14 protein-coding genes are annotated in these 21,733 nt (G+C 69.0%); 9 read left to right on the top strand and 5 right to left on the bottom strand.

Annotated elements, in window-relative coordinates; all coding sequences use genetic code 11:
- Window positions 1-15 precede the first annotated feature (15 nt).
- The 4 genes from HND92_RS08325 to HND92_RS08310 form a co-directional block, all read right to left on the bottom strand.
- Entirely contained in the window at window positions 16-1,359 is a 1,344-nt protein-coding gene (locus tag HND92_RS08325) for a TIGR03862 family flavoprotein (protein ID WP_172206715.1), read from the bottom strand.
- 13 nt (window positions 1,360-1,372) lie between these two features.
- Complete coding sequence (locus HND92_RS08320; RefSeq protein ID WP_172206714.1) at window positions 1,373-2,068, bottom strand: class I SAM-dependent methyltransferase; 696 nt, start codon at window positions 2,066-2,068, stop codon at window positions 1,373-1,375.
- Between the two features lie 103 nt (window positions 2,069-2,171).
- Entirely contained in the window at window positions 2,172-5,477 is a 3,306-nt protein-coding gene (locus tag HND92_RS08315; protein WP_172206713.1) for an exodeoxyribonuclease V subunit beta, read from the bottom strand.
- Complete coding sequence (locus HND92_RS08310) at window positions 5,470-8,040, bottom strand: PD-(D/E)XK nuclease family protein (RefSeq protein ID WP_172206712.1); 2,571 nt, start codon at window positions 8,038-8,040, stop codon at window positions 5,470-5,472. The genes HND92_RS08315 and HND92_RS08310 overlap by 8 nt, the downstream gene beginning before the upstream one ends.
- Before the next feature lie 115 nt (window positions 8,041-8,155).
- Between HND92_RS08310 and trxA the strand changes: the two genes are divergently transcribed.
- The 9 genes from trxA (at window position 8,156) to HND92_RS08265 (ending at window position 20,335) form a co-directional block, all read left to right on the top strand.
- Window positions 8,156-8,488, top strand: a complete 333-nt coding sequence (gene trxA, locus HND92_RS08305) for a thioredoxin TrxA (RefSeq protein ID WP_011805563.1) — start codon at window positions 8,156-8,158, stop codon at window positions 8,486-8,488.
- 239 nt (window positions 8,489-8,727) lie between these two features.
- A complete protein-coding gene (rho, locus tag HND92_RS08300; RefSeq protein ID WP_015913083.1) occupies window positions 8,728-9,990 on the top strand; it encodes a transcription termination factor Rho in 1,263 nt (420 codons plus the stop codon).
- 245 nt (window positions 9,991-10,235) lie between these two features.
- The gene (locus HND92_RS08295) at window positions 10,236-11,681 is read left to right on the top strand and encodes an efflux transporter outer membrane subunit (protein ID WP_371814876.1); all 1,446 of its coding nucleotides are present in this window, start codon (window positions 10,236-10,238) and stop codon (window positions 11,679-11,681) included.
- Window positions 11,682-11,701: 20 nt separating this feature from the next.
- Window positions 11,702-12,772, top strand: coding sequence for an HlyD family secretion protein (locus HND92_RS08290; RefSeq protein ID WP_172206710.1), 1,071 nt, complete (start codon window positions 11,702-11,704; stop codon window positions 12,770-12,772).
- A 24-nt stretch (window positions 12,773-12,796) separates the two neighbouring features.
- Complete coding sequence (rbbA, locus tag HND92_RS08285; RefSeq protein ID WP_172206709.1) at window positions 12,797-15,607, top strand: ribosome-associated ATPase/putative transporter RbbA; 2,811 nt, start codon at window positions 12,797-12,799, stop codon at window positions 15,605-15,607.
- A 3-nt stretch (window positions 15,608-15,610) separates the two neighbouring features.
- On the top strand, window positions 15,611-16,759 hold the full coding sequence (locus tag HND92_RS08280; RefSeq protein WP_172206708.1) for an ABC transporter permease: 1,149 nt from the start codon (window positions 15,611-15,613) through the stop codon (window positions 16,757-16,759).
- Window positions 16,760-16,856: 97 nt separating this feature from the next.
- The gene (locus HND92_RS08275) at window positions 16,857-17,111 is read left to right on the top strand and encodes a type B 50S ribosomal protein L31 (protein WP_011805569.1); all 255 of its coding nucleotides are present in this window, start codon (window positions 16,857-16,859) and stop codon (window positions 17,109-17,111) included.
- A 150-nt stretch (window positions 17,112-17,261) separates the two neighbouring features.
- Window positions 17,262-18,959 (top strand): hypothetical protein, encoded by a 1,698-nt coding sequence (locus HND92_RS08270; RefSeq protein ID WP_011805570.1) that lies wholly within the window; start codon window positions 17,262-17,264, stop codon window positions 18,957-18,959.
- Window positions 18,959-20,335 (top strand): MATE family efflux transporter, encoded by a 1,377-nt coding sequence (locus HND92_RS08265; RefSeq protein WP_172206707.1) that lies wholly within the window; start codon window positions 18,959-18,961, stop codon window positions 20,333-20,335. Before HND92_RS08270 ends, HND92_RS08265 begins: the two co-directional genes overlap by 1 nt.
- Here the strand turns inward: HND92_RS08265 and phoR are convergent.
- Entirely contained in the window at window positions 20,280-21,677 is a 1,398-nt protein-coding gene (gene phoR / locus HND92_RS08260) for a phosphate regulon sensor histidine kinase PhoR (RefSeq protein ID WP_172206706.1), read from the bottom strand. The two genes, HND92_RS08265 and phoR, sit on opposite strands and share 56 nt — an antisense overlap.
- Window positions 21,678-21,733 lie beyond the last annotated feature (56 nt).

The following is a 21,733-nucleotide window of genomic DNA, read 5'->3' as shown; positions in this document are numbered from 1 at the left end:
GGCGCCCCTGCTGTACTACGCCTGCGTTGCCAGCCAGTGCGCGGCACCCGCTCCTGCCGCACGCCCGGTGGCATAGCACGCAGTCAACAGATACCCCCCGGTGGGCGCCTCCCAGTCCAGCATCTCGCCCGCGCAGAAAACCCCGGGCATGGTGCGCAGCATGAGGCGCGTATCCAGCGCTTCGAAGGCCACGCCGCCGGCCGTGCTGATGGCCTCATCCAATGGGCGTGCTGCCACCACGGTGATGGGCAAGGCCTTGATGGCATGGGCCAGCGCCACCGGGTCGGACATACCGTCCTTGCCCAGTTGTTCGTAGAGGACGGCGGTTTTGATGCCGTCCAGGCCCAGCCGGCTCTTGAGGTGGGTGGAAAGGCTGCGCGAGCCGCGCGGGTGGCGCACCTCGGCCAGCACGCGCTCGGGCGTGTGGTCGGGCAGCAGGTCCAGGTGGAAGGTGGCGTGACCGTGTGCCACGATCTCGTCGCGCAGCAGGCTGGACACCGCATAGACCAGGCTGCCTTCCACGCCCGTGGCCGTGGCCACGAATTCCCCGCGCCGCTCAAAGCGCCGGCCCTGGCTGTCGGTGAAGGACAGCACCACCGACTTGAAGGGCTGGCCCGCGAAGCGCTCGACGAAATGCGGCGTCCAGCCGACGGCGGGCGCGCCTCGGCCGATGAGCTCCAGAAAGAACTCTCGCCGCGTCTCGCCCACGGGCGCATCCACGCGCGGTACGTCGAAACCGCAGTTGGACGGCGCCAGCGGCGCTACAGGCACGCCGCGCTGCGCCAGCAGCGGCGCCCAGGTACCGTCCGAGCCCAGGCGGCCCCAGCTGCCGCCGCCCAGGGCCAGCACGACAGCGCGCGCCCTTACCCGCACCTCTCCCGCCGGCGCGGCAAAGCGCAGCACAGGCGGCGTGATGCCATTCAATGCGTCGGCCCAGCCCATCCAGCGATGGCGCATGTGCAGCTGCACCCCCTGCCCGCGCAAGCGGTGCAGCCAGGCACGCAGAAGCGGCGCGGCTTTCATGTCCTTGGGGAACACCCGGCCCGACGTACCGACGAAGGTCTGCGCGCCCAAGGCATCAGCCCACGCGCGCAAGTCCTCGGGGCCAAAGTCTCGCAGCCAGGGCGTCAGCGCCTGCTGGCGATCGCCATAGCGCGCCATGAAGGCCGCCAGCGGTTCGGAATGCGTGAGGTTCAGCCCGCCCCTGCCCGCCAGCAGGAACTTGCGTCCCACCGAAGGCATGGCGTCGAACACCTGCACGCTCAGGCCCGCCGCTGCGGCGGTCTCGGCGGCCATCAGGCCAGCCGGGCCCGCGCCAATCACGGCGATCTCGCAGGATCGCAGATCCGTATCCATCATGGTGTTGCTTTCATCAACCCACACGCCGCAGCAGGCGCACGTGCATGGGCCGCACGAAGTGCGCTCCCTCCATCGTGCAATGCGGCGCGAAGGCCGCCGCCACGCGCTCGCGCAAGCGCGCGTCGATGCGGTGGTCGGCAAAGGTGGGGTTCATCATCCGCCGCTCAAACTGAGCGAAGTCCTCGAAATTCACAGGCATGTCGAATCGCCGTTGCGCCACCTGCTCCCAGGTGCCGCGGACGGCCAGGGCGCGATCCAGCGCCGCCTGCGCAGCGGCACGCACGATGCCTTCGTCGTTGTACAGGCGCACGATCTCGTTGAGCGCGCCTTCGTAGACCGGCTCCGAAACGTACAGATGCCCGCCGGGACGCAGCACGCGCGCCACTTCGGTCAGCGCCTGGTCCATCGCATCCAGCGGCACGTGGTGCAGGGACTTGAGCATCAGCGCCAGGTCGAACTGCGCGTCATCGCCTGCAATGGCCTGCGCACCACCCACGGCAAAGCGCATGCGCGGCGGCGTGTCCTGCAAGTTGATTGCGTGCTGCCGGAGGTCCACTTCCAGCCCCAGATACCGCATGTCCGGCCAACGCTGCAGCATCTGCCGCGCCATGCGCGCACCGCCGCATCCGAGTTCGATGACGCGCGTGCCGGGGGTTGGCAGCAACTCGACCAGGACATCCAGTTCATCAGGGACGAGGGTGTGGTTCATGGGTCATCGATCAATCGGCAGAATCAACCGATGGTACCTACCCCTGCGCACGACGCGGGGTATTCCCGTACGCCAGCCACAGGCCCGGCGCCTGCCCACCCGGTCAGAACAGCACGCCCTGCCCTGGCGCGTCCACGACCACCAGCCTCCCATCGCCCGTCAAGAAAGCCGCGCCCACCCGCTCGCCCGGAAACTGCGCTCCCACCGCTTCGCGGTACAGGCGCAGTTGGGCCATCAGCTGCGGCTGGCGCTCGGGCGCGGTGGCACTTTTGTAGTCAAGCACCCACCAGCGCGCACCCTCGCGCGGCTGGCGCAGCCGCACCAGGCGGTCCAGACGCAGACCCTGGCCCTGGTAGACCAGCGGCGCTTCGTTGAGGGCCTGCTCCACGTGATCGGGGTTCCACGCCCAGGCACCCTCGCCCTGCAGAATGCTCCGCGCCATCGCTGCGGCCTGTGCGGCAGCCTCCGTCGTGATATCGAAATCGCGCGCCAGCTGCGCCAGCCGCCGCGCGGGCCACACGCCGCCCGCCCGCAGGGCGCCGACCACGCCCGCCTGCTCCAGCAACTGGTGCATGGCCTCGCCCTGGCGCGACTGCGGGGTGGAGGCGGGAGCACCCGCCGCAGCGGCTTGTGCCCCCGGCGCAGCCCCCGCATACGGCGGAAGCTGCGGCAACGCGACGGCGGCATCGTCAGCCACATCGCCCAATGGCGCGGCGGGCGGCACTGGCGCGTCCTGCAGGGACTCGGCCAGCCGGTTCCACCAACTGCCGGGCGCGGCCGTGCTGGACTGCACCGCCGACAAGGCCAGGCAATGCTTGGCGCGTGTCATGGCCACATAGAGGGTGTTGAGCTCCTCGCGCTGGCGCTCCGCCAGTTCCGCCGCCAGCAGGTCCACCGCACTGGGCGGCGGGTTGGATTCGCTGGCCAGAAAGACAAAGCGCAGCGGAGCGGCCTGCTCGCCCGGCCAGTCGACCAGCGCGCCCATGGTCTCGGCCTTCTGCGCGCGCGCATCGGTGTCCAGCAGCAGCACGCTGTGCGCCTCCAGCCCTTTGGCGCCGTGGATGGTGAGCAGGCGCACGGCCTGCGCCTCCACGCGGCCGGGTGCGCGCATGCCCGGGCGCTTCATGGCGCGCACGAAGGCATAGGCCGTGAGGTAGCGCCCCCCGTCCTGCTGCAGCGCCGCGGCCAGCAAAGCGCGCAGGTTGGCCAGCACGCCCGCACGCTGCGAGGCGGGAGCCGCGGCGGCAAAGCGCGCGGGCACGTCGCCGTGTTCGTAGATGGCATGCAGCGCATCGTGGGGGGGGCGTGTTTCCACCCATCGCTTGTATTGAGCCAAAACAGGCGCCAGCGCTTGCAGGTCGGGCGGAAGCAGCTCACTTTTTTGAAGTACGTCGAACCAGCTGCACGGGGATCCTTCTGCGGCCGTCTGGCGTACCCGCAGCGCAATCTGCACCAGCGCGTCATCCGTCAGGCCGAACAGCGGCGAGCGCAGCGCACGCGCCAGCGAAAGGTCATGCCCCGGTGAGACCAGGGCATCCAGCAGCGCGACGATGTCCTGCACCTCGGGCGCCTCGCCCAGCTCGGCCTTCTCGGGCTGCACGCAGGGCACGTGCAGCGCGCGCAGGGCCTCCTGCAGGGAGGCCAGCCGGTCGCGCTTGCGCGCGAGCACCATGATCTCCTGCGGCTGCACGCCCGCGGCGATCTGCGCCGCCACCCATTGCGCAGCCTGCGCGCATTCGCGCATGCGCAGGGTTTCCTCGGCTTCATGGCGCGGCTGGGTCAGAGTGTCGCGCCACTCGGGGGCAGTGGCCGCGGCGGCATCACCCCCGTCAGGCGCCGTGATCGGGGGCAGGCGCAGCAGTTGCCCCGGGTCGCGCGATTCGGTGGTGTGGTCGCGAAAGCCCGCGTACTCGCCCTGCGCCTGCGCCGCCTGCATGGCCTGGTTCACCGCTGCGATCACGCCGATGGCGTTGCGCCGCGTGTGGTCGCAGGCCAGCAGGTCGCCCCCCAGCCCCTCGCGTACGAAGGCCTGGGCGGCCTTGAAGACCTGCGGCTCGGCGCGGCGAAAGCGGTAGATGCTCTGCTTGGGGTCACCCACGATGAACACGCTGGGCGGCTGCTGGCCGCCGCCCGCGCCCGCGTAACCGGCCAGCCAGGCATGCAGCGCCTGCCACTGCAGCGGGTTGGTGTCCTGGAACTCATCCACCAGCAGGTGGCGCACGCGCGCGTCCAGGCGCTCCTGCACCCAGCCCGAAAGGATGGGGTCGGACAGCATGACCAGCGCCGTGCGCTCCACGTCGTTCATGTCCACCCAGCCGCGCTCGCGCTTGAGCTGGGCGAACTGCGCGATGAGCGCGCGCGCCAGCCGCGCCATGCGCTGCTGGTGCAGCCAGGCCTCGTGCTGGCGGCGCGCGGCGCACAGGCGCTGCAGTTCGCCCTCGGCCTCCTGCGCGGCGGCGAACTTCTCCAGATTCTTGGACAGGCGATCCTCGCTGGCCACGAAGAAGGCCTTGCGCAGCGTGTCCAGACGCTGGCCCAGGTCGTCGCACAGCCAGGCGTCGATCACCGCGTTGGCGGCCTTCTGCGGCGTCTTGTTCGCCTGCGCCCCCAGCACCTGGGCCCAGGCATGCCAGCGCTGGCGCGCTGCGTCGCTGGCCAGCGCATCGGCCGGATGGTGCAAGCCGGCAAGGTCCGCGAACTGCGTGCCGAAATGCGGGATCGATGCGTCCACCACGCCCGCCTCGTCGGCCAGCGCGAACTCCACGCGCTTGGCCAGCGCGCCTTCAAGCGCCTTGTGCGTCTGCGAGCGGCCGTGATGCGCCACGCAGGCTTCGTAATCCGCGCGCAGCGCGGCGTCCTGCGCCACGGCGGCGAGGTAGGGGCGCCAGACCTCGCGCACTGCCTCGGCGTCATCCTCCAGCAAGTCGTAATGGGCGGGCAGGCCCTGCTGCTCCAGCACCGCCAGCGGCGCCGTGCCCAGCAGCGCCGCAAACCAGCTGTGAAAGGTGCGTATCTGCACGGGGCGGCCCGCGTCCAGCGTCTGCCGGTATAGTTTTTGTAGCTGCTCGCGCTTGTCCAGAGCGCGCTGCGGCCCGATTCCTCTTGCAATCAGCTCCTTTTCCAGATCAGGCAGCGGCTTGGCCGCAAACTCCTGCAGCCATTCCTGCAGGCGCTGGCGCATTTCGCCCGCGGCCTTCTTGGTGAAGGTGATGGCCAGGATCTCGTGCGGCGCACAGCCGTCCAGCAGCGCGCGCAGCATGCGCGAGACCAGCATCCAGGTCTTGCCGGCGCCGGCGCAGGCCTCCACGGCCACGCTGCGCTGCGGGTCGCAGGCGATGGCATAGAAGGCCTCCCGCGTGACCGGTTGGCCGTTGTGTTCGTAGGCGGCTTGCGCGGCAGCTTCACTCATTCCAGAAATCCTTGCGGCACAGACCGCGCGCGGCGCACCATGCGCACACGCTGCCCTCGCCCAACGCGGGCAGCGGCGCGCCGGCGGCAATGCGCTGCATGTCGTGCGTGATGCCGTCCAGCAGCAGGTCGCGCAGGTGCACCACGTCTTCCTGCTCGTGCAGCCGGGTTTCGCCGCGCTCACCCACATTCACGTACGCGGCCCGCAGGGTGTCGTCCTGCAGCAATGCGGCGTAGAAGGCGAGCTGTGTGTCCTCGGCCCCGGCCTTGATGCGCCCGCGCGTGAGGGCGTCGCTTTCGGTCTTGTAGTCGATCACCAGCGCCAGGGGTTCGCCGCCGCCCTGCGGACGCACGGCGTCCACACGGTCCAGTGTGCCGACCAGTTCCAGCGCGCCCAGCGGCTGGCGCGCGCGCAGCTCGGCCTGGCGAAAGCAGGCGCCAGCGGCTTCGTGCTTGCCCAGCCATTCCAGATAGCCGGCGCGCAGCGCGGGCCAGCCCGAGGCGTAGGGCAGGAAGTCGCCCTCCTGCAGCCCCAGCTCGCGCGTGGCGCGCGCAGCCGCCTCGTCCATGAGCGCCGTGCGCGCCGCGGCGTCGCCCGTGGGCGCGTCCTGCAACGCCTCATGGAAGTGCTGCAGCACGGCATGCAGCCAGGTGCCGAAGTCACGTTTGTCCAGCCCGGCGTCCAGTTCGTCGTCTTCCTGCAGCTGCAGTTGGCGCAGCGCGAAGAAGCGGTAAGGACAGTGGCGCAGGTCGGAATATGCCGAGGACGACAACCGCTGCACCGGCAGCTGCGCGCCCACCGGCAGCGGACGCGCCGTGGGCGCCGCGGGCACGCTGCGCGTCACCCGGGGATCGGCACCGTCCATGCCGGTTCCATCCAGCCGAAGCGCCTGGACCAGCGGGCTCGGCAGGAGGGGTTCGCCCCCCTCGTCACCCACGCGCCACAGGAGGTCGACACGCGCAATACGCAGGGCCTGCCGCCAGGCGGCGCGCTGCGCGGCGGCCAACAGGTCGCGCGTAGGCAGCCCCAGTCCCTCGCGCTGCGCCTGCGTCCAGGGGCCGGGCGGTTCAGGCGCGGCCTGCAGGCGTTTCTCATCGCAGCCGGGCAGCACCAGCGCAGCGAACGGGCGCGCCAGCAGCTGCGGCAGGGGCAGAACCACCACGGGTGCATCGTCCACATAGGCCGGTCGATAGCGCGCGCATTCCAGCACCTCCCCCACCCAGCGTGTGAAGTCCGCCAGCGCCATGCGCGCACCGGCCCCGTCCATGTCCTGCAGATCGTCCTGCAGGCCCTCGGGCAGGCGCAGTTCGGCCAGCACGCGCACACCGGCCTCGTCCTGCTGCAGCCCGTCCCACAGGCCGCAGTCCTGCAGCAGCACGCGCAGCGACTGCAACCACTGGGCCAGCGGCCGCGCGGCCCGCAGCTGCGCGCGCCAGGCCTGTACCTGGTCCGCCAACGCGGCCTCGGCCGGGCGCCGCTCAGCCAACACCTGCAGTTGCGTCGCCGCGCCGCTCCAATGCCGGGCGCCCGCACGGCGCAGCCAGTGCTCCAGCGCGCGCAGTGCGGCCCCATCCACCGCGGGCGACTGCTTGAGCCAGTCGAGCACGGCATCGGCGGTGGCGTCCCAGGCACAGGCCTGCAACACCGCCATCAGCCGCGCCGCGGCGTGGGTGATGGAGAGCAGCCAGCCGTTTTCGTCGTGCACAGCCACGCCTGCGCCGCCGAGCAAGGCGCTGATGCGGCGGGTGAGCGCGCGGTCGTTGGCCACCAGCGCCACGGGCGCCTGTCCCTGCGCCAGGTGCTGCAACACACAGGCGGCGGCGCGCTGGGCCTCGTCCTCGGCATCGGGCACGGCATGCAAGGTTGGCACGCCGGCCTTCCCGCCGTCCATCACCTGCGGCAGGTCCACGACAAGGCCCGCCTCTGCCCAGTGCCGCGCCAATGTGCGGGCCAGGGGGTCGGGTTGGAAGCCCTGCACCACCACCAGCAGCGGCACGGCCGCACGCACGCCAGACTCGAACAGCACATCCCCCACGTGGCGCGAGGCCAGCACCCATTCCAGGGCGATGCGCGCTGCGGCGGCCTCCAGCCGGAGCGCGCCACCGTCGCCCGCCGCCGGCAGCAGGGCGCGCGCCGCCTCGCCCCAGTCCGGGCGCCGGTCAGGAGCCACGGCCGCTGCCACCACCGCCAACTGCGCGGCCATCTCCAGCAGCGGACCGCTGAGGACTTCGCGGTGCGCGGCAAGACCGGCGCGGTCGAGCAATGCACGTGCGGTGACCGCATCGCGTGCCATATCGCCCGCGTACTCGCTGCCCTCCGCCAGAGGCGCGCCCAGCTGGGAAGCCCAGTTGCGCGTGGTCTCGAAGCGCGGCGCGAAACCCTGCGGGTAGGCGCGCTGCCATTGCCGGCGCGCCTCGCCCATGAGCTGGGCATACGGCACCAGCACCACGGTGGCCGCCAGGTGCGCGCCGCGCTGCGCTGCCGCCGAGCGCACCTGCTCGAAAACCGCGCGCCACCCCGCGCTGCACGCTGCGGCGTGATCGTCTTTTGCTATGGGTGTCATAGCGTTACAAGCACCGGCCATATGAGGATGCGGGGATTCGGTTTCTGTCACAATGACTGGACTTTATACGTACCGGCATCGCCCACTGCTCACACAAGGAACCAAGGAACGCGCCATGGCCAGCGAACTCATCAAACATCTCTCCGACGCCAGCTTTGAAGCCGACGTGCTGAAAGCCGGCACTCCGGTGCTGGTGGACTACTGGGCCGAGTGGTGCGGCCCCTGCAAGATGATCGCCCCCATCCTGGACGAGGTGGCTGGCGCCTACCAGGGCAAGCTCACCATCGCCAAGATGAACGTGGACGAGAACCGCGAGATTCCCGCCAAGTTCGGCATCCGCGGCATTCCCACGCTGATGCTGTTCAAGAACGGTGAACTCGCCGCCACCAAGGTAGGCGCCATGAGCAAGGCCCAGCTCACCGCCTTCATCGACCAGCAATTGGCCTGATTCCCTTCTTGCCGGCCGCCCTCCGCGGCCGGCAGTCTTCCGAGGTGCGCAGCACCCGGGCAACCTGCGAATAGCGCAGAACTTTTCCTGTCATAATTCGCGCTGATCGCCTCGCCGCACGTGCACCCAGCGGCCGGCTCCGGATCACAGGCTCGCCAAGTCCGCCATCACCCATGGCCCGCACGAAACGCACCCCTTCCCCTCACACAGACATTTCCACTCCGTCCAGGAGTCACTCCATGCACCTTAACGAACTCAAGGCACTGCACGTGTCTGAAGTCCTCAAGCAGGCCGAAGACCTGGAAATCGAAAACGGCGGCCGCATGCGCAAGCAGGAGCTGATGTTCGCCATCATCAAGAAGCGTGCAAAAGCCGGCGAGCAGATTTTTGCCGACGGCGTGCTTGAGATCCTGCCCGACGGCTTCGGCTTCCTGCGCAGCCCCGACACCAGCTACACCGCGAGCACCGACGACATCTATATCAGTCCGAGCCAGGTGCGCCGCTTCAACCTGCACACCGGCGACATGATCGAAGGCGAGGTGCGCACGCCCAAGGATGGCGAGCGTTACTTCGCGCTGACCAAGCTTGACTCCGTCAACGGCGGCCCGCCCGAGCAGAACAAGCACAAGGTGATGTTCGAGAACCTCACGCCGCTGTTCCCCAAGGAGCAGATGCGGCTGGAGCGCGAGATCAAGGGCGAGGAGAACATCACCGGCCGCATCATCGACATCATTGCCCCCATCGGCCGCGGCCAGCGCGCGCTGATCGTCGCGCCTCCGAAGAGCGGCAAGACGGTGATGATGCAGCACATCGCCCATGCCATCACGGCCAACAACCCCGATGTGCACCTGATGGTGCTGCTGGTGGACGAGCGCCCCGAGGAAGTGACCGAGATGCAGCGCTCGGTCAAGGGCGAAATCATTGCGTCGACCTTCGACGAGCCCGCCGCACGCCACGTGCATGTGGCCGAGATGGTGATCGAGCGCGCCAAGCGCCTCGTGGAACTGAAAAAGGACGTGGTGATCCTGTTGGATTCCATCACCCGCCTGGCCCGCGCCTACAACAACGTGGTGCCCTCCAGCGGGAAGGTGCTCTCCGGCGGCGTGGACTCCAACGCCCTGCAACGCCCCAAGCGCTTCTTCGGCGCGGCGCGCAAGGTCGAGGAAGGCGGCTCGCTGACCATCATTGCCACGGCGCTGGTCGATACCGGCAGCCGCATGGACGAAGTGATCTTTGAAGAATTCAAGGGCACAGGCAACTGCGAAATCCACCTGAGCCGCCGCCTCTACGAAAAGCGCGTGTTCCCGGCCATCGAGCTCAACAAGAGCGGCACACGCCGCGAGGAACTGCTACTGGCACCCGAGATCCTGCAGAAGACGCGCATCCTGCGCCAGTTCATGTACAACATGGACGAGATCGAGTCCATGGAACTCATGATCAAGAAGATGAAGGAAACAAAGAACAACGTGGAGTTCTTCGAGGCCATGCGCCGCGGCGGCTGACCTGCTCCACCGCTTTTGCCCAGCCCCGCCTTCGTGCGGGGCTTTTTCATGGCCGCCCATTGCCCCTCGCTGTGCGCAGGCGTGACTCCCCGCCCACCGCTCACTTGATTCGCCTCAAGACACGGCGCGACGCGCCGGCCCATACTGGCTGTCATCTCATTTCGATATCATGGTGGCCCGCAATGGGGCGCCCAACGGACCGGGCGCTGCGAACGAAATTGCGGATTACCATCGCCGGCCTGCGTATGCCCTTCGCCCTCCCCGCCCTCGTGTCGCTCCTTGACAGCCCAGCGCTGCGCACGGGCCTGCTCGGGATCTGCGTCACAGTCGCCGGATGCATGGCAGGGGTGCGAACGGACGTGCCCTCCCCTGCGCTGCTGCCCGCCGCATGGCCCGTGCCACCCGTCGCCTTCGATGACGGCACCGTCAGCGTTGACGACCAGGCCGAGTGGGGGATGTTCTACCGCGACCCCACACTGCAAGGCCTGGTGCGCCAGGCGCTCGAGAACAACCGCGACCTGCGCCTGGCAATGCTGCGCGTGGACGAGGCGCGCGCCGCCCTGGGCCTGCAGTCCGCCGAACGCTGGCCGACCCTGGCCGTGGGCAGCAGCCACACCCGCGCACGCGTGCCGGGGGACCTGAACGTGAGCGGCCGCGCCGTCACCACCGGCGAGCACCGCGTGGGCCTTGCCATCAGCAACTGGGAGCTGGATCTGTGGGGCCGCGTGCGCAGCCTGGAGGCGGCAGCGCAGCAGGCCTACTTCGCCTCCGCCGAAGGCAGCCGCGCCGCCCAGGCCGCACTGGTGAACCAGGTGGCACGCAACTACCTCGCATGGCGCGAAACGCAGGAACGCATCGCGCTGACAGAAGACACCATCGCCACGCGCCGCGAGAGCCTGCGCATCTTCGGGCGCCGCCACGCGGCCGGCGCCATCTCGCGCCTGGCGCTGACGCAGGTGGAATCTCTGCTGTACCAGGCCGAATCCATCGGCACCCAGCTCGCGCAGCAGCAGGCACTGCAGGCCCATGCGCTGGCGCAGCTCGTGGGCGTACCGTGGGATGCGCTGGCCCTGGCGCCGCCCCAGGCTGCCGTCGCCCTTCCCACCGTGCCCGCGGGATTGCCTTCCGACCTGCTGCTGCGCCGCCCCGACATTGCCGCCGCCGAGCACACCCTGCACGCCGCCAACGCCCGCGTGCAAGCCGCGCGCGCAGCGTTCTTTCCGCGCATCGCCCTGACCACGAGTGCGGGCACCGCCAGCGCGCACCTGGACGGCCTGTTCGACAGCGGCAGCCGCGCCTGGACGTTCGCTCCCAGCGTCTCTCTGCCGCTCTTCGACGGGGGGCGGCTGCAGTCCAACCTGGATCTGAGCGCCGCACGCCAGAACATCGCTGTGGCCGACTACGAAAAGACCGTGCAGACGGCCTTCCGCGAAGTGTCAGACGCATTGGCCACGCGCGCCACGGCAGCGCGCCAGATCACGCTGCAGCAGGCCCAGCGCGACGCCTTGCATGAACGCGCACGTTTGGCGCAACTGCGCTACGACCACGGTGCCACGCCCTACTTCGAAGTGCTGGATGCCCAGCGCGACCTGCTGGCCGCCGAGCAGCAACTCGTGCAGGCACGCTATGCGCTGCAGGCCGCACACATCGCCGTCTATGCCGCGCTGGGCGGCGGCGCGCCCGCGCGCTGACAACCCAACGGGACCCTCGCATGACCATTCCCAAGAAAATCCTCATCGCCGCAGCCGCAATCGCTGCCATCGCCGCACTGGGCGGCTACGCCTGGCTGCAGTGGAAGGAAACGCAGCAGAACGCCGGCCTTGTGGGCGGCAACGGGCGCATCGAGGCCACCGAGGTGGACGTGGCCACCAAGTACGCCGGCCGCGTGGCCGAGATCCTGGTGCAGGAAGGCGACTTCGTGCAGGCCGGCCAGCCACTGGCACGCATGCAGGTGGACAGCCTGCTGGCCCAGCAGCGCGAGGCCGAGGCCAGCCGCGACCGCGCCCTGCAGGCCGTGGCCTCCGCGCGCGCCCAGGTGGCACTGCGCGAGAGCGAGCACACGGCCGCCCAGGCCCTGATCGCCCAGCGCGAGGCCGACCTGGACGCCGCTCAGCGCCGCGCGGCACGGTCGGAGACGCTGGCGCGCGAGGGCGCATCCTCCGAGCAGGAACTGGACGATGACCGGGCCCGCGTGCGCAGCGCACAGGCCGCGCTGAAGGCCACGCAGGCACAGGCGCAGGCCGCGGGCGCGGCCATCGTTGCCGCGCGCACCCAGGTGGCCGGTGCCGAATCGGCGGTAAAAGCCGCCGATGCGACCGTGCAGCGCATCAACGCCGACCTGGCCGACAGCGAACTCGCCGCCCCGCGCGATGGCCGCGTGCAGCTGCGCCTGGCCCAGCCCGGTGAAGTGCTGGGCGGCGGCGGCAAGCTGCTGAACCTGGTGGACCTGACCGACGTGTACATGAGCTTCTTCCTGCCCGAGACCGTGGCCGGCCGCGTGGCGCTGGGAACCGAGGTGCGCATCGTGCTCGACGCCGCACCGCAGTATGTGATCCCGGCCAAGGTGTCGTTCGTCGCCAGCACGGCGCAGTTCACGCCCAAGACCGTGGAGACGGCCAGCGAGCGGCAAAAGCTCATGTTCCGCGTGCGCGCGCGCATCGCCCCCGAGCTGCTGCGCAAGCACATCACGCAGGTGAAGACCGGCCTGCCCGGCCAGGCCTGGATCAAGCTGGACGAGGGCCGCGACTGGCCGGCGCACCTGCACAACGTCGTGGCCCCCTGACGGACCGTAACGCCCGGCTGCTCCATGCCCCAGCACCTTGAGACCGCCACCCCCGTGGCCCGGCTGCGGGACGTGCAACTGCGCTACGGCGCGGCCCAGGCCCTGCGCGGCATCACGCTGGACATACCGACCGGCCGCATGGTGGGCCTGATCGGGCCGGACGGCGTGGGCAAGTCCAGCCTGCTGGCGTTGATGGCCGGCGCGCGCGCACTGCAGCAGGGCAGCGTGCAGGTGCTGGGCGGCGACATGGCGCGCAAGGCGCACCGCGACGCGATCTGCCCGCGCATCGCCTACATGCCGCAGGGCCTGGGCAAGAACCTCTACCCCACGCTGTCGGTCGAGGAGAACCTGCAGTTCTTCGCGCGCCTGTTCGGCCACGGTGCGGCCGAACGGCGCAGGCGCATTGACGACCTCACGCGCAGCACAGGCCTGTATCCCTTCCTCGCGCGGCCCGCGGGCAAGCTCTCGGGCGGCATGAAGCAAAAGCTGGGGCTGTGCTGCGCGCTGATCCATGACCCTGACCTGCTGATCCTGGACGAGCCCACCACCGGCGTGGACCCCCTTGCACGCGCGCAGTTCTGGGAACTGATCGCCCGCATCCGCACCGAGCGCGCGCACATGAGCGTGATCGTCGCCACCGCCTACATGGACGAGGCGCAGCGCTTCGACTGGCTGGTGGCCATGGACGATGGCGCCGTTCTTGCCACGGGCACACCGCAAGAGCTGCTCCAGCGTGCTGGCGTCGACACCCTGGAGGAAGCCTTCATCGCCCTGCTGCCCGAAGCCAGAAAGCGCGGCCACAGCCCGGTGGTGATTCCACCGCTGCCGACCAACGGCGAGGACGACATTGCCATCGAGGCGCAGGGCCTGACCATGCGCTTTGGCGACTTCGTGGCCGTGGACCAGGTGAGCTTTCGCATCCGACGCGGCGAGATCTTCGGCTTTCTGGGCTCCAACGGCTGCGGCAAGTCCACCACCATGAAGATGCTCACCGGACTGCTGCCTGCGTCCGAGGGCCGTGCCTGGCTGTTCGGGCAGGCGGTGGACCCGCACGACATGGCCACGCGCCGGCGCGTGGGCTACATGTCGCAGGCGTTCTCGTTGTATGGCGAGCTGACGGTGGAGCAGAACCTGGTGCTGCACGCGCGCCTGTTCCATGTGCCGGAAGAACAGGTGACAGCGCGCGTGGACGAGATGCTGCAGCGCTTTGCCCTGCAGGACGAGCGTGCCACCCTGCCCGCCAACCTGCCGCTGGGCATGCGCCAGCGCCTGTCGCTGGCCGTGGCCATGGTGCACCGGCCCGAGTTGCTGATCCTGGACGAGCCCACCTCCGGCGTGGACCCGGTGGCGCGCGACGCCTTCTGGCGCCTGCTGGTCGAACTGTCGCGCCGCGACCGTGTGACGATCTTCATCTCCACCCACTTCATGAACGAGGCCGAGCGCTGCGACCGCATGTCCATGATGCACGCGGGCCGGGTGCTGGACAGCGACACGCCGGCCGCGCTGATGGCCCGGCGCGGCGCCCAGACGCTGGAGCAGGCGTTCATCGGCTACCTGCTGGAGGCCGCTGGCGAGCCCGCGGCCGATGACGGCGCTACAAAAACAGGAGCTTTCAGCGCTCAATCGACGGTCGTATCAAACGCAAAAGAGTTTGAAACACCCGCAGATCAAGCGGCAGCAGCTCCTGAAATAGAAGCACCCCGGCACCGCGCCTTCAGCCTGCAGCGCATGCTGAGCTACATGTGGCGCGAGTCGCTGGAGCTGCGCCGCGACCCGGTGCGCGCCACGCTGGCGCTGGCGGGCTCGTTGATCCTGATGTTCGTGATCGGCTACGGCATCAACATGGATGTGGAGAACCTGCGCTACGCCGTGCTCGACCGCGACCAGACCACGCTGAGCCAGAGCTATGCCAACGCGCTCTCGGGATCGCGCTATTTCATCGAGCAACCGCCGCTGTCGGACCATGCCGAGCTGGACCGGCGCATGCGCAGCGGCGAGCTCTCGCTGGCCATCGAGATCCCCAGCGGCTTTGCCCGCGACGTGCTGCGCGGCAAGAACGTGGAGATCGGCGCCTGGGTGGACGGCGCCATGCCCATGCGCGCGGAAACCGTGCGCGGCTATGTGCAAGGCATGCACCAGCATTGGCTGGCCGCGCAACTGCACGAGCGCACGGGGCAGCGCCTGGCCAGCAGCGTGACCGTGCAATCGCGCTACCGCTACAACCCCGACGTGCGCAGCCTGCCCGCCATGGTGCCGGCGGTGATTCAGCTCTTGATGCTCATGCTGCCGGCGATGCTCACGGCGCTGGCCGTGGTGCGCGAGAAGGAGATGGGCTCCATCCTCAACCTGTACGTGACGCCCGTCACACGCACCGAATTCCTGCTGGGCAAGCAACTGCCCTACGTGTTGCTGGCCATGCTGAACTTCCTGCTCATGTGCCTGCTGGCGGTGACCGTGTTCGGCGTGCCCATCACCGGCAGCTTTGCCACGCTGGCGCTGGCAGCGCTGGTGTTCTCGGTCACCTCCACCGGCATGGGCCTGCTGGCCAGCAGCGTCACGCGCAGCCAGATTGCAGCCATGTTCTTCGCACTCATCGGCACGCTGATACCGGCGGTGCAGTTCTCGGGCCTGATCGATCCCGTCTCGTCGCTGGAGGGCAGCGGCCGCCTCATCGGCTCGGTCTACCCGGCCACGTACATGTTCATGATCAGCCGCGGCGTCTTCAGCAAGGGACTGGGACTGGCCGACCTGCAGGGCGCGCTGCTGCCGCTGCTGGCGTCGGTGCCCGTGGTCATGCTGGGCGCGATTGCGCTGCTGAAGAAGCAGGAGCGCTGACCAATGCCCGGCTCCTCCTCATCCGTGCGCCTGCACCTGCTCAACATCTACCGCCTGGGCGTGAAGGAGTTGTGGAGCCTGCTGCGCGACCCCACCATGCTGGTGCTGATCGTGTATGTGTTCACGCTGTTGGTGTACGCCGCCGCCACGGCCATGCCCGAAATCCTGCACAAGGCGCCGATCGCGATCGTGGACGAGGACCAGTCGCAACTGTCGCAGCGCATCGTTTCGGCCTTTTACCCGCCGCAGTTCAACACGCCGGCGCTCATCACCGCGCGCGAGATGGATGCTGGCATGGACGCGGGGCACTACACCTTCGTGCTCAACATCCCGCCCGACTTCCAGCGCGACGTGCTCGCGGGCCGGGCAGCGGAAGTACAGCTGAACGTGGACGCCACGCGCATGAGCCAGGCCTTCAGCGGCAATGCCTACGTGCAGCAGATCGTGCTGAGCGAGGTCAGCGAGTTCGTGCAACGCTACCGCGGCACCGCAGCCCCACCCGTGGATCTGGCGCTGCGCATGCGCTTCAATCCGTCGCTGGACAAGGCATGGTTCGGCAGCCTGATGCAGATCATCAACAGCGTGACCATGCTGTCCATCATCCTCACGGGCGCGGCGCTGATCCGCGAGCGCGAGCACGGCACCATCGAGCACCTGCTGGTCATGCCCGTCACGCCCACCGAGATCATGCTGGCCAAGGTCTGGTCCATGGCGCTGGTGGTGCTGCTGGCGGCCACGACGTCGCTGGTCCTGGTGGTGCAGGGGCTGCTGCGCGTGCCCATTGGCGGCTCACTGGGGCTCTTCCTGGCCGGGGCGGCGCTGCACCTGTTCGCCACCACCTCCATGGGCATCTTCATGGCCACGGTGGCGCGCAGCATGCCGCAGTTCGGGCTGCTCATGGTGCTCACGCTCATCCCGCTGGAGATGCTGTCGGGCGGCACCACGCCGCGCGAGAGCATGCCGGCGCTGGTGCAGGACCTGATGCTGGCGGCCCCCACCACGCACTTCGTGGAGCTGGGCCAGGCCATCTTGTACCGCGGCGCAGGCATGGACGTGGTGTGGCCGCAGTTCCTGGCGTTGGCGGGCATCGGCTCGGTCCTGTTCGCCCTGTCGCTGGCGCGCTTTCGCCGCACCATCAGCAGCATGGCCTAGCACCGCTGAATCAGCTTGTGCGATAATTGCAGGCTTTTTTGCGGAAAGTACACTGGAATAGGCTGGTGCGGCTCCCGCTGACTTGAGGAAGAAGATCATGAAAGAAGGCATCCACCCCAATTACCGCGAAGTGCTGTTCGTTGACCTGTCCAACGGCTTCAAGTTCGTGACCCGTTCCTGCGTGAACACGAAGGAAACCGAAACCTTCGAAGGCAAGGAATACCCCCTGTACAAGCTGGACACGTCCTCCGAATCGCACCCCTTCTACACCGGCACGCAAAAGTCGGTGGACAACATGGGCGGCCGCGTGGAGCGTTTCCGCAACCGCTTCGGCAAGACCGCAGCGAAGTAAGCAGCAAGGCCTGCCCCGTGCAGGCCCGTGCAGGCAGGTGGCGAACCCATTCGCCGCACCTGCACACACCAGGCAGCCCGGCTTCTCCGCGCTGCCTTTTTTATTGCGCACTCCGCTATCCTCGGCCCAACGCCATTTCCCCCCGTCCGCGTGATACACCCGACCCCCGCCATCGTTGCCCAGAGCGCCGTGCGCCCGCTGCCGCGTTGGGCCTTGCTGCTGCTGTGCCTGGCCTATGCCGTTCCCGGCTTCGTGGGGCGCGACCCGTGGCGCAATGCGGACATCGCCTCGTTCGGCTACATGCGCGAACTGGCCCTCGGGCGCACCTCCTGGATGGACCCGCTGCTGGTGGGCGTGCCGCCGGATGGCGACGGACTGCTGCCCTACTGGCTGGGCGCGTGGGCCATCCAGGCGCTGGACGGCTGGCTGCCGGCGGAGCTTGCCGCGCGCCTGCCGTTCGTCGCTCTGCTGCTGCTGACCCTGGCGGCCACCTGGTACAGCGTGTACTACCTGGCGCGCAGCCCCGGCGCACAGCCCGTGGCCTTTGCCTTCGGCGGCGAGGCGCAGCCCGCCGACTATGCCCGCGCCATGGCCGACGCCGGCCTGCTGGCCTTCATCGCCTGCCTGGGACTGGCCCAGCTGTCGCATGAAACCACGAGCTACCTCACCCAGCTGTGCTGCACCGCGCTGCTGTTTTACGCTGGCTCCGCAATGCCTTGGCGCACGGCGTGGCCCACCTTCACCGCCATTGCCGGTCTGCTGGGGCTGGTGCTCAGCGGCGCCCCCACGCTCGCAGTGCTGCTGGGCCTGGGCTGTGCCTGGCTGGTGGCCTGCACGCGCGGCGCGACACTGCGAAGCCGCGCAGTGGCAGGGGGCGTGCTGCTGGCCGCCACGGTGGCCGCTGCCGCGCTGGCGCTGCAGTTGGACCTATGGCGCTGGCGCATCGTGCGCTTCGAAGATCTGAAACAGTGGCAAAGCCTGGTGCGCCTGTTCATCTGGTTCAGCTGGCCCGCCTGGCCCCTCACGCTGTGGACGCTGTGGCGCTGGCGGCAGCAGATCCTCAGCCGCGAATGGCACCGGCACCTGTTGCTGCCGCTGTGGTTTGCCCTCGTGGCCGTGACAGCCACACTGACCACCCAGCCGGCCGACCGCGCACTGCTGCTGGGCCTGCCCGCCCTGGCGGCGCTGGCCGCCTTTGCGCTGCCGACGCTGCGGCGCAGCATCGCAGCGCTGATCGACTGGTTCACCCTGCTGTTCTTCAGCGCCTCGGCCATCGGTATCTGGGTGGTGTGGCTGGCGGTGCAGACAGGGGTGCCGGCCAAGCCCGCGGCCAACGTGGCCAAGCTGGCGCCCGGCTACGTGCCGTCGTTCTCGCTGTTGGCCTTCGGCGTGGCGCTGGCCGCCACGGCTGCGTGGTGCCTGCTGGTGGTCTGGCGCGCGGCACGCAACCGCCCCGTCATCTGGCGCAGCCTGGTGTTGCCCGCAGGCGGCGCCACGCTGGGCTGGCTGCTCATGATGACCTTGTGGCTGCCGCTGCTGAACTATGGCCGCAGCTTCGCACCCCAGGTGGCCGGCGTGGCTGCCGCCATCACCGACCGCGACAGCTGCGTGGTCGGCTACGGGCTGAACCGTGCGCAGTTGGCCGCGCTGCTGCACCATGGGCAGCTGCACATGGTGCCCACCGAACAGCTGGCGCAGTGCGACTGGGTCATCGCAGACGCCTCCGCCGCACCGCTGGTGAGCGCGTTGCTGCCCCCGGCGCAGTGGCAGGAGATGGCGAGCGTCAGCCGCCCCACGGACCGCGGCGACCGCATGCTGGTGCTGCGCCGCGCGGCCCGCAAGCGCTGATGTCCGAGCTGTCCACCATTGCACGGCACGCACTCACCGTGCTGGCCGGGCAGCTTGCGGTGATGGCCTTCGGGGTCACCGACACCATCGTTGCCGGACGCCATTCGCAGGAGTCCCTGGCCGCCCTCTCCATCGGCTCAGCCGTGTTCGTGAGCGTGTACGTGGCGCTCATGGGTGTGTTGCAGGCCTTGCTGCCCATCTGGGCCGAGCAGCGCGGCGCGAACGCACAGGCCGGCATGGGCGCCAGCGTGCGCCAGTCGCTGTACCTGTGGGCGGGTGCCGCGGTGCTGGGCATGGCCGTGCTGCTGTCGCCAGGCCCACTCCTGCAATGGACCGAGGTGCCGCCGGCGCTGCGCGGCGAGGTGCAGGCCTACCTGGCCATCCTCGCGTTCGGCCTGCCGCCTGCATTGCTGTTTCGCATCTACAGCACCCTCAACCAGGCTTTGGGGCACCCGCAGCTCGTCACCTGGCTGCAGGTCGGCTCGCTGGCGGTCAAAGTGCCGCTCTCGGTCTGGTTCACCTTCGGCGGTGCCGGTCTGGCGCCGCAGGGTGCTGCAGGCTGCGCGTGGGCCACGCTGGCCGTGAACTACGGCCTGATGCTGCTGGGCTGGTGGATGCTGCGTCGCCACACGATGTACGGCCCGCTGCGGCTGTGGCGCCCGTTGGAGCGGCCCGACCCCGCGCAGATTGCGCGCTTTCTGCGGCTGGGCCTGCCAGCGGGCTTGTCCATCCTGGTGGAGGTGACTTCCTTCACGCTGATGGCGCTGTTCATCGCACGCCAGGGGGCGTTGGCCTCGGCTGCGCACCAGATCGCTTCCAACCTCGCCGCCGTGCTCTACATGGTGCCTTTGTCGCTGGCCATTGCCGCAAGCGCCCGCGTGAGCTTCTGGCGTGGCGCGGGGAACGAGCACCAGGCCGCTGCCGTCGCCTTGAAGGGTTTTTGGCTTGCAGCGCTTATGGGATGTGCGCTAGCAGCTATATTATTAATAGCAAAAGACACGATCACGGCCTTGTACTCCACCAGCGCGGAAGTCGTCGCCATGGCTGGCGCGCTGGCAGTATGGGTGGCCGCCTACCATGTGGCGGATGCCCTGCAGACGCTGTGCATCTTCGTGCTGCGCAGCTACCGCATCACGCTGGCGCCATTGGCGGTCTATTGCGTGCTGCTGTGGGGCGTGGGACTGTATGGAGGCTACGTGTTGGCCTACCGCGGCCTGGCGGGTTGGGGGCCGATGCATTCCCCTTCGCCTTTTTGGGCCGCCAGCGCTGCCGCTCTAGGCGCGACGGCGTTGATTTTCACGGCCCTGCTGCTGGGCGTGCTCAGGCTGCAGACACGCCGGGCGGCTCCGCCGCTACGGCAGGACCCCCACCGCTGAGGCCGCGCGGCGGCGTCCGCAGGCGCGACGGCGGAAACACCACCGTGAACGTCGAGCCCTGCCCCACCACGCTGGCCACCTGCAGCGCTGCGCCATGGCGCTGCACCACATGCTTCACGATGGCCAGTCCGAGGCCCGTGCCGCCCGTGTCGCGCGAGCGGCTGCGGTCCACGCGGTAAAAACGCTCGGTGATGCGCGGCAGGTGTTGCGGCTCAATGCCAGGCCCTGAGTCGCGCACCATGAAACGGGCGCTGCCATCAGGCTCCACGTCCCACGCCACGGTGATGCTGCCCCCGGGTGGCGTGTAGCGCACGGCGTTGTTGACCAGGTTGGCCAGGGCGCTTTGCAGCTCGGCCGCATTGCCGGCCACCTGCCCGGCCGCCTGCGCTGCTTCGGCCGTGGGGAACGTGATCTGGTGAAGCTTGCCGGGCTGGTTCTGCGTCAGCAGGGCCGAGAGCGCGCGCCCCTCGTCCTCGCAGCGGCGCAGCAGCGTCGAGACCGCGACCCATTCGTGCATGCTGGGCGGAGGGCTTCCCTCCAGGCGCGACAGCGTCAACAGGTCTTGCACCAGGTTCTGCATGCGCACGGCCTGCTGCGACATCATGCGCAGGTAGCGCGCACGCTCCTCGTTGCTGAGCTGCAGGGTCTGCAGGGTTTCGACAAAGCCCATCAGCACGGTGAGCGGGGTGCGGATCTCATGCGACACGTTGGCGACGAAGTCGCGCCGCATGGCCTCGGCCTGCTCCAGCGCCGTCACGTCGCGTGACAGCAGCAGCTTGCGGCCATCGCCATACGGGTGCAGGTGCACCGATACGCGCACCGGCCGCGAGGGCGTGCTGGCGCGTCCGGGCAGCACCACGTCGCGCGTGTAGTCCTTGGACGCGTAGTAGGTACTGAAGTCCGGGTCCCGCACGAGGTTGCCGATGGATTGCTGCGCATCACGCTCCGCATCCAGGCCAAAGTGTTCCTCGGCCATCTGGTTGCACCATTCGATATGGCCTTCGGCATCCAGCAGCATCACGCCATTGGGCGATGCCTGCAGCGCCTGGAGGATTTCCTGCAGGCGCGCATCGCCAGCCTGCGCCTTCAACTGGCCCTGGCGCACCAGGCGCCGTGCGCGGTCCGCTGCTTCTCCCCACAGGCCGCTCAGGCGTGGCGTTTGCGTGGGGTCTCCTTGGCGCAACCAGTTCAGCACGCGCGCGCCGCGCCACAGATCCCAGGCAAACCACAACCATGCGGCGAAACAGGCGCCGATGCCGGCACCCCAGGGGCCCGCCTGCCACCAGCCCAGCGCACCGCCGATCAGTTGGCACAGCAGAAAGAAAAAGAAGCGCAGGAGCATGGCCGCAGGGCTCAGGTCAGGAACAAAAAAGGCGCCCGCACATGATACGGACGCCT

The organism is Diaphorobacter sp. JS3050 (assembly GCF_013154915.1).
GTDB classification, from domain to species: Bacteria; Pseudomonadota; Gammaproteobacteria; order Burkholderiales; family Burkholderiaceae_C; genus Diaphorobacter; species Diaphorobacter nitroreducens.
Note: the sequence above shows the minus strand (reverse complement) of the source record. Positions and strands in the feature narration are given on the sequence as shown.

Excerpts from the sequence above, each read along its gene's own strand:
- phoR (WP_172206706.1), bottom strand. The coding sequence starts at position 21,677 with ATGCTCCTGCGCTTCTTTTTCTTTCTGCTGTGCCAACTGATCGGCGGT.
- HND92_RS08280 (WP_172206708.1), top strand. The coding sequence starts at position 15,611 with ATGCCCGGCTCCTCCTCATCCGTGCGCCTGCACCTGCTCAACATCTAC.
- HND92_RS08290 (WP_172206710.1), top strand. The coding sequence starts at position 11,702 with ATGACCATTCCCAAGAAAATCCTCATCGCCGCAGCCGCAATCGCTGCC.
- HND92_RS08325 (WP_172206715.1), bottom strand. The coding sequence starts at position 1,359 with ATGATGGATACGGATCTGCGATCCTGCGAGATCGCCGTGATTGGCGCG.
- trxA (WP_011805563.1), top strand. The coding sequence starts at position 8,156 with ATGGCCAGCGAACTCATCAAACATCTCTCCGACGCCAGCTTTGAAGCC.
- HND92_RS08315 (WP_172206713.1), bottom strand. The coding sequence starts at position 5,477 with ATGAGTGAAGCTGCCGCGCAAGCCGCCTACGAACACAACGGCCAACCG.
- rbbA (WP_172206709.1), top strand. The coding sequence starts at position 12,797 with ATGCCCCAGCACCTTGAGACCGCCACCCCCGTGGCCCGGCTGCGGGAC.
- HND92_RS08310 (WP_172206712.1), bottom strand. The coding sequence starts at position 8,040 with ATGACACCCATAGCAAAAGACGATCACGCCGCAGCGTGCAGCGCGGGG.
- HND92_RS08320 (WP_172206714.1), bottom strand. The coding sequence starts at position 2,068 with ATGAACCACACCCTCGTCCCTGATGAACTGGATGTCCTGGTCGAGTTG.
- rho (WP_015913083.1), top strand. The coding sequence starts at position 8,728 with ATGCACCTTAACGAACTCAAGGCACTGCACGTGTCTGAAGTCCTCAAG.
- HND92_RS08275 (WP_011805569.1), top strand. The coding sequence starts at position 16,857 with ATGAAAGAAGGCATCCACCCCAATTACCGCGAAGTGCTGTTCGTTGAC.
- HND92_RS08295 (WP_371814876.1), top strand. The coding sequence starts at position 10,236 with ATGCCCTTCGCCCTCCCCGCCCTCGTGTCGCTCCTTGACAGCCCAGCG.
- HND92_RS08265 (WP_172206707.1), top strand. The coding sequence starts at position 18,959 with ATGTCCGAGCTGTCCACCATTGCACGGCACGCACTCACCGTGCTGGCC.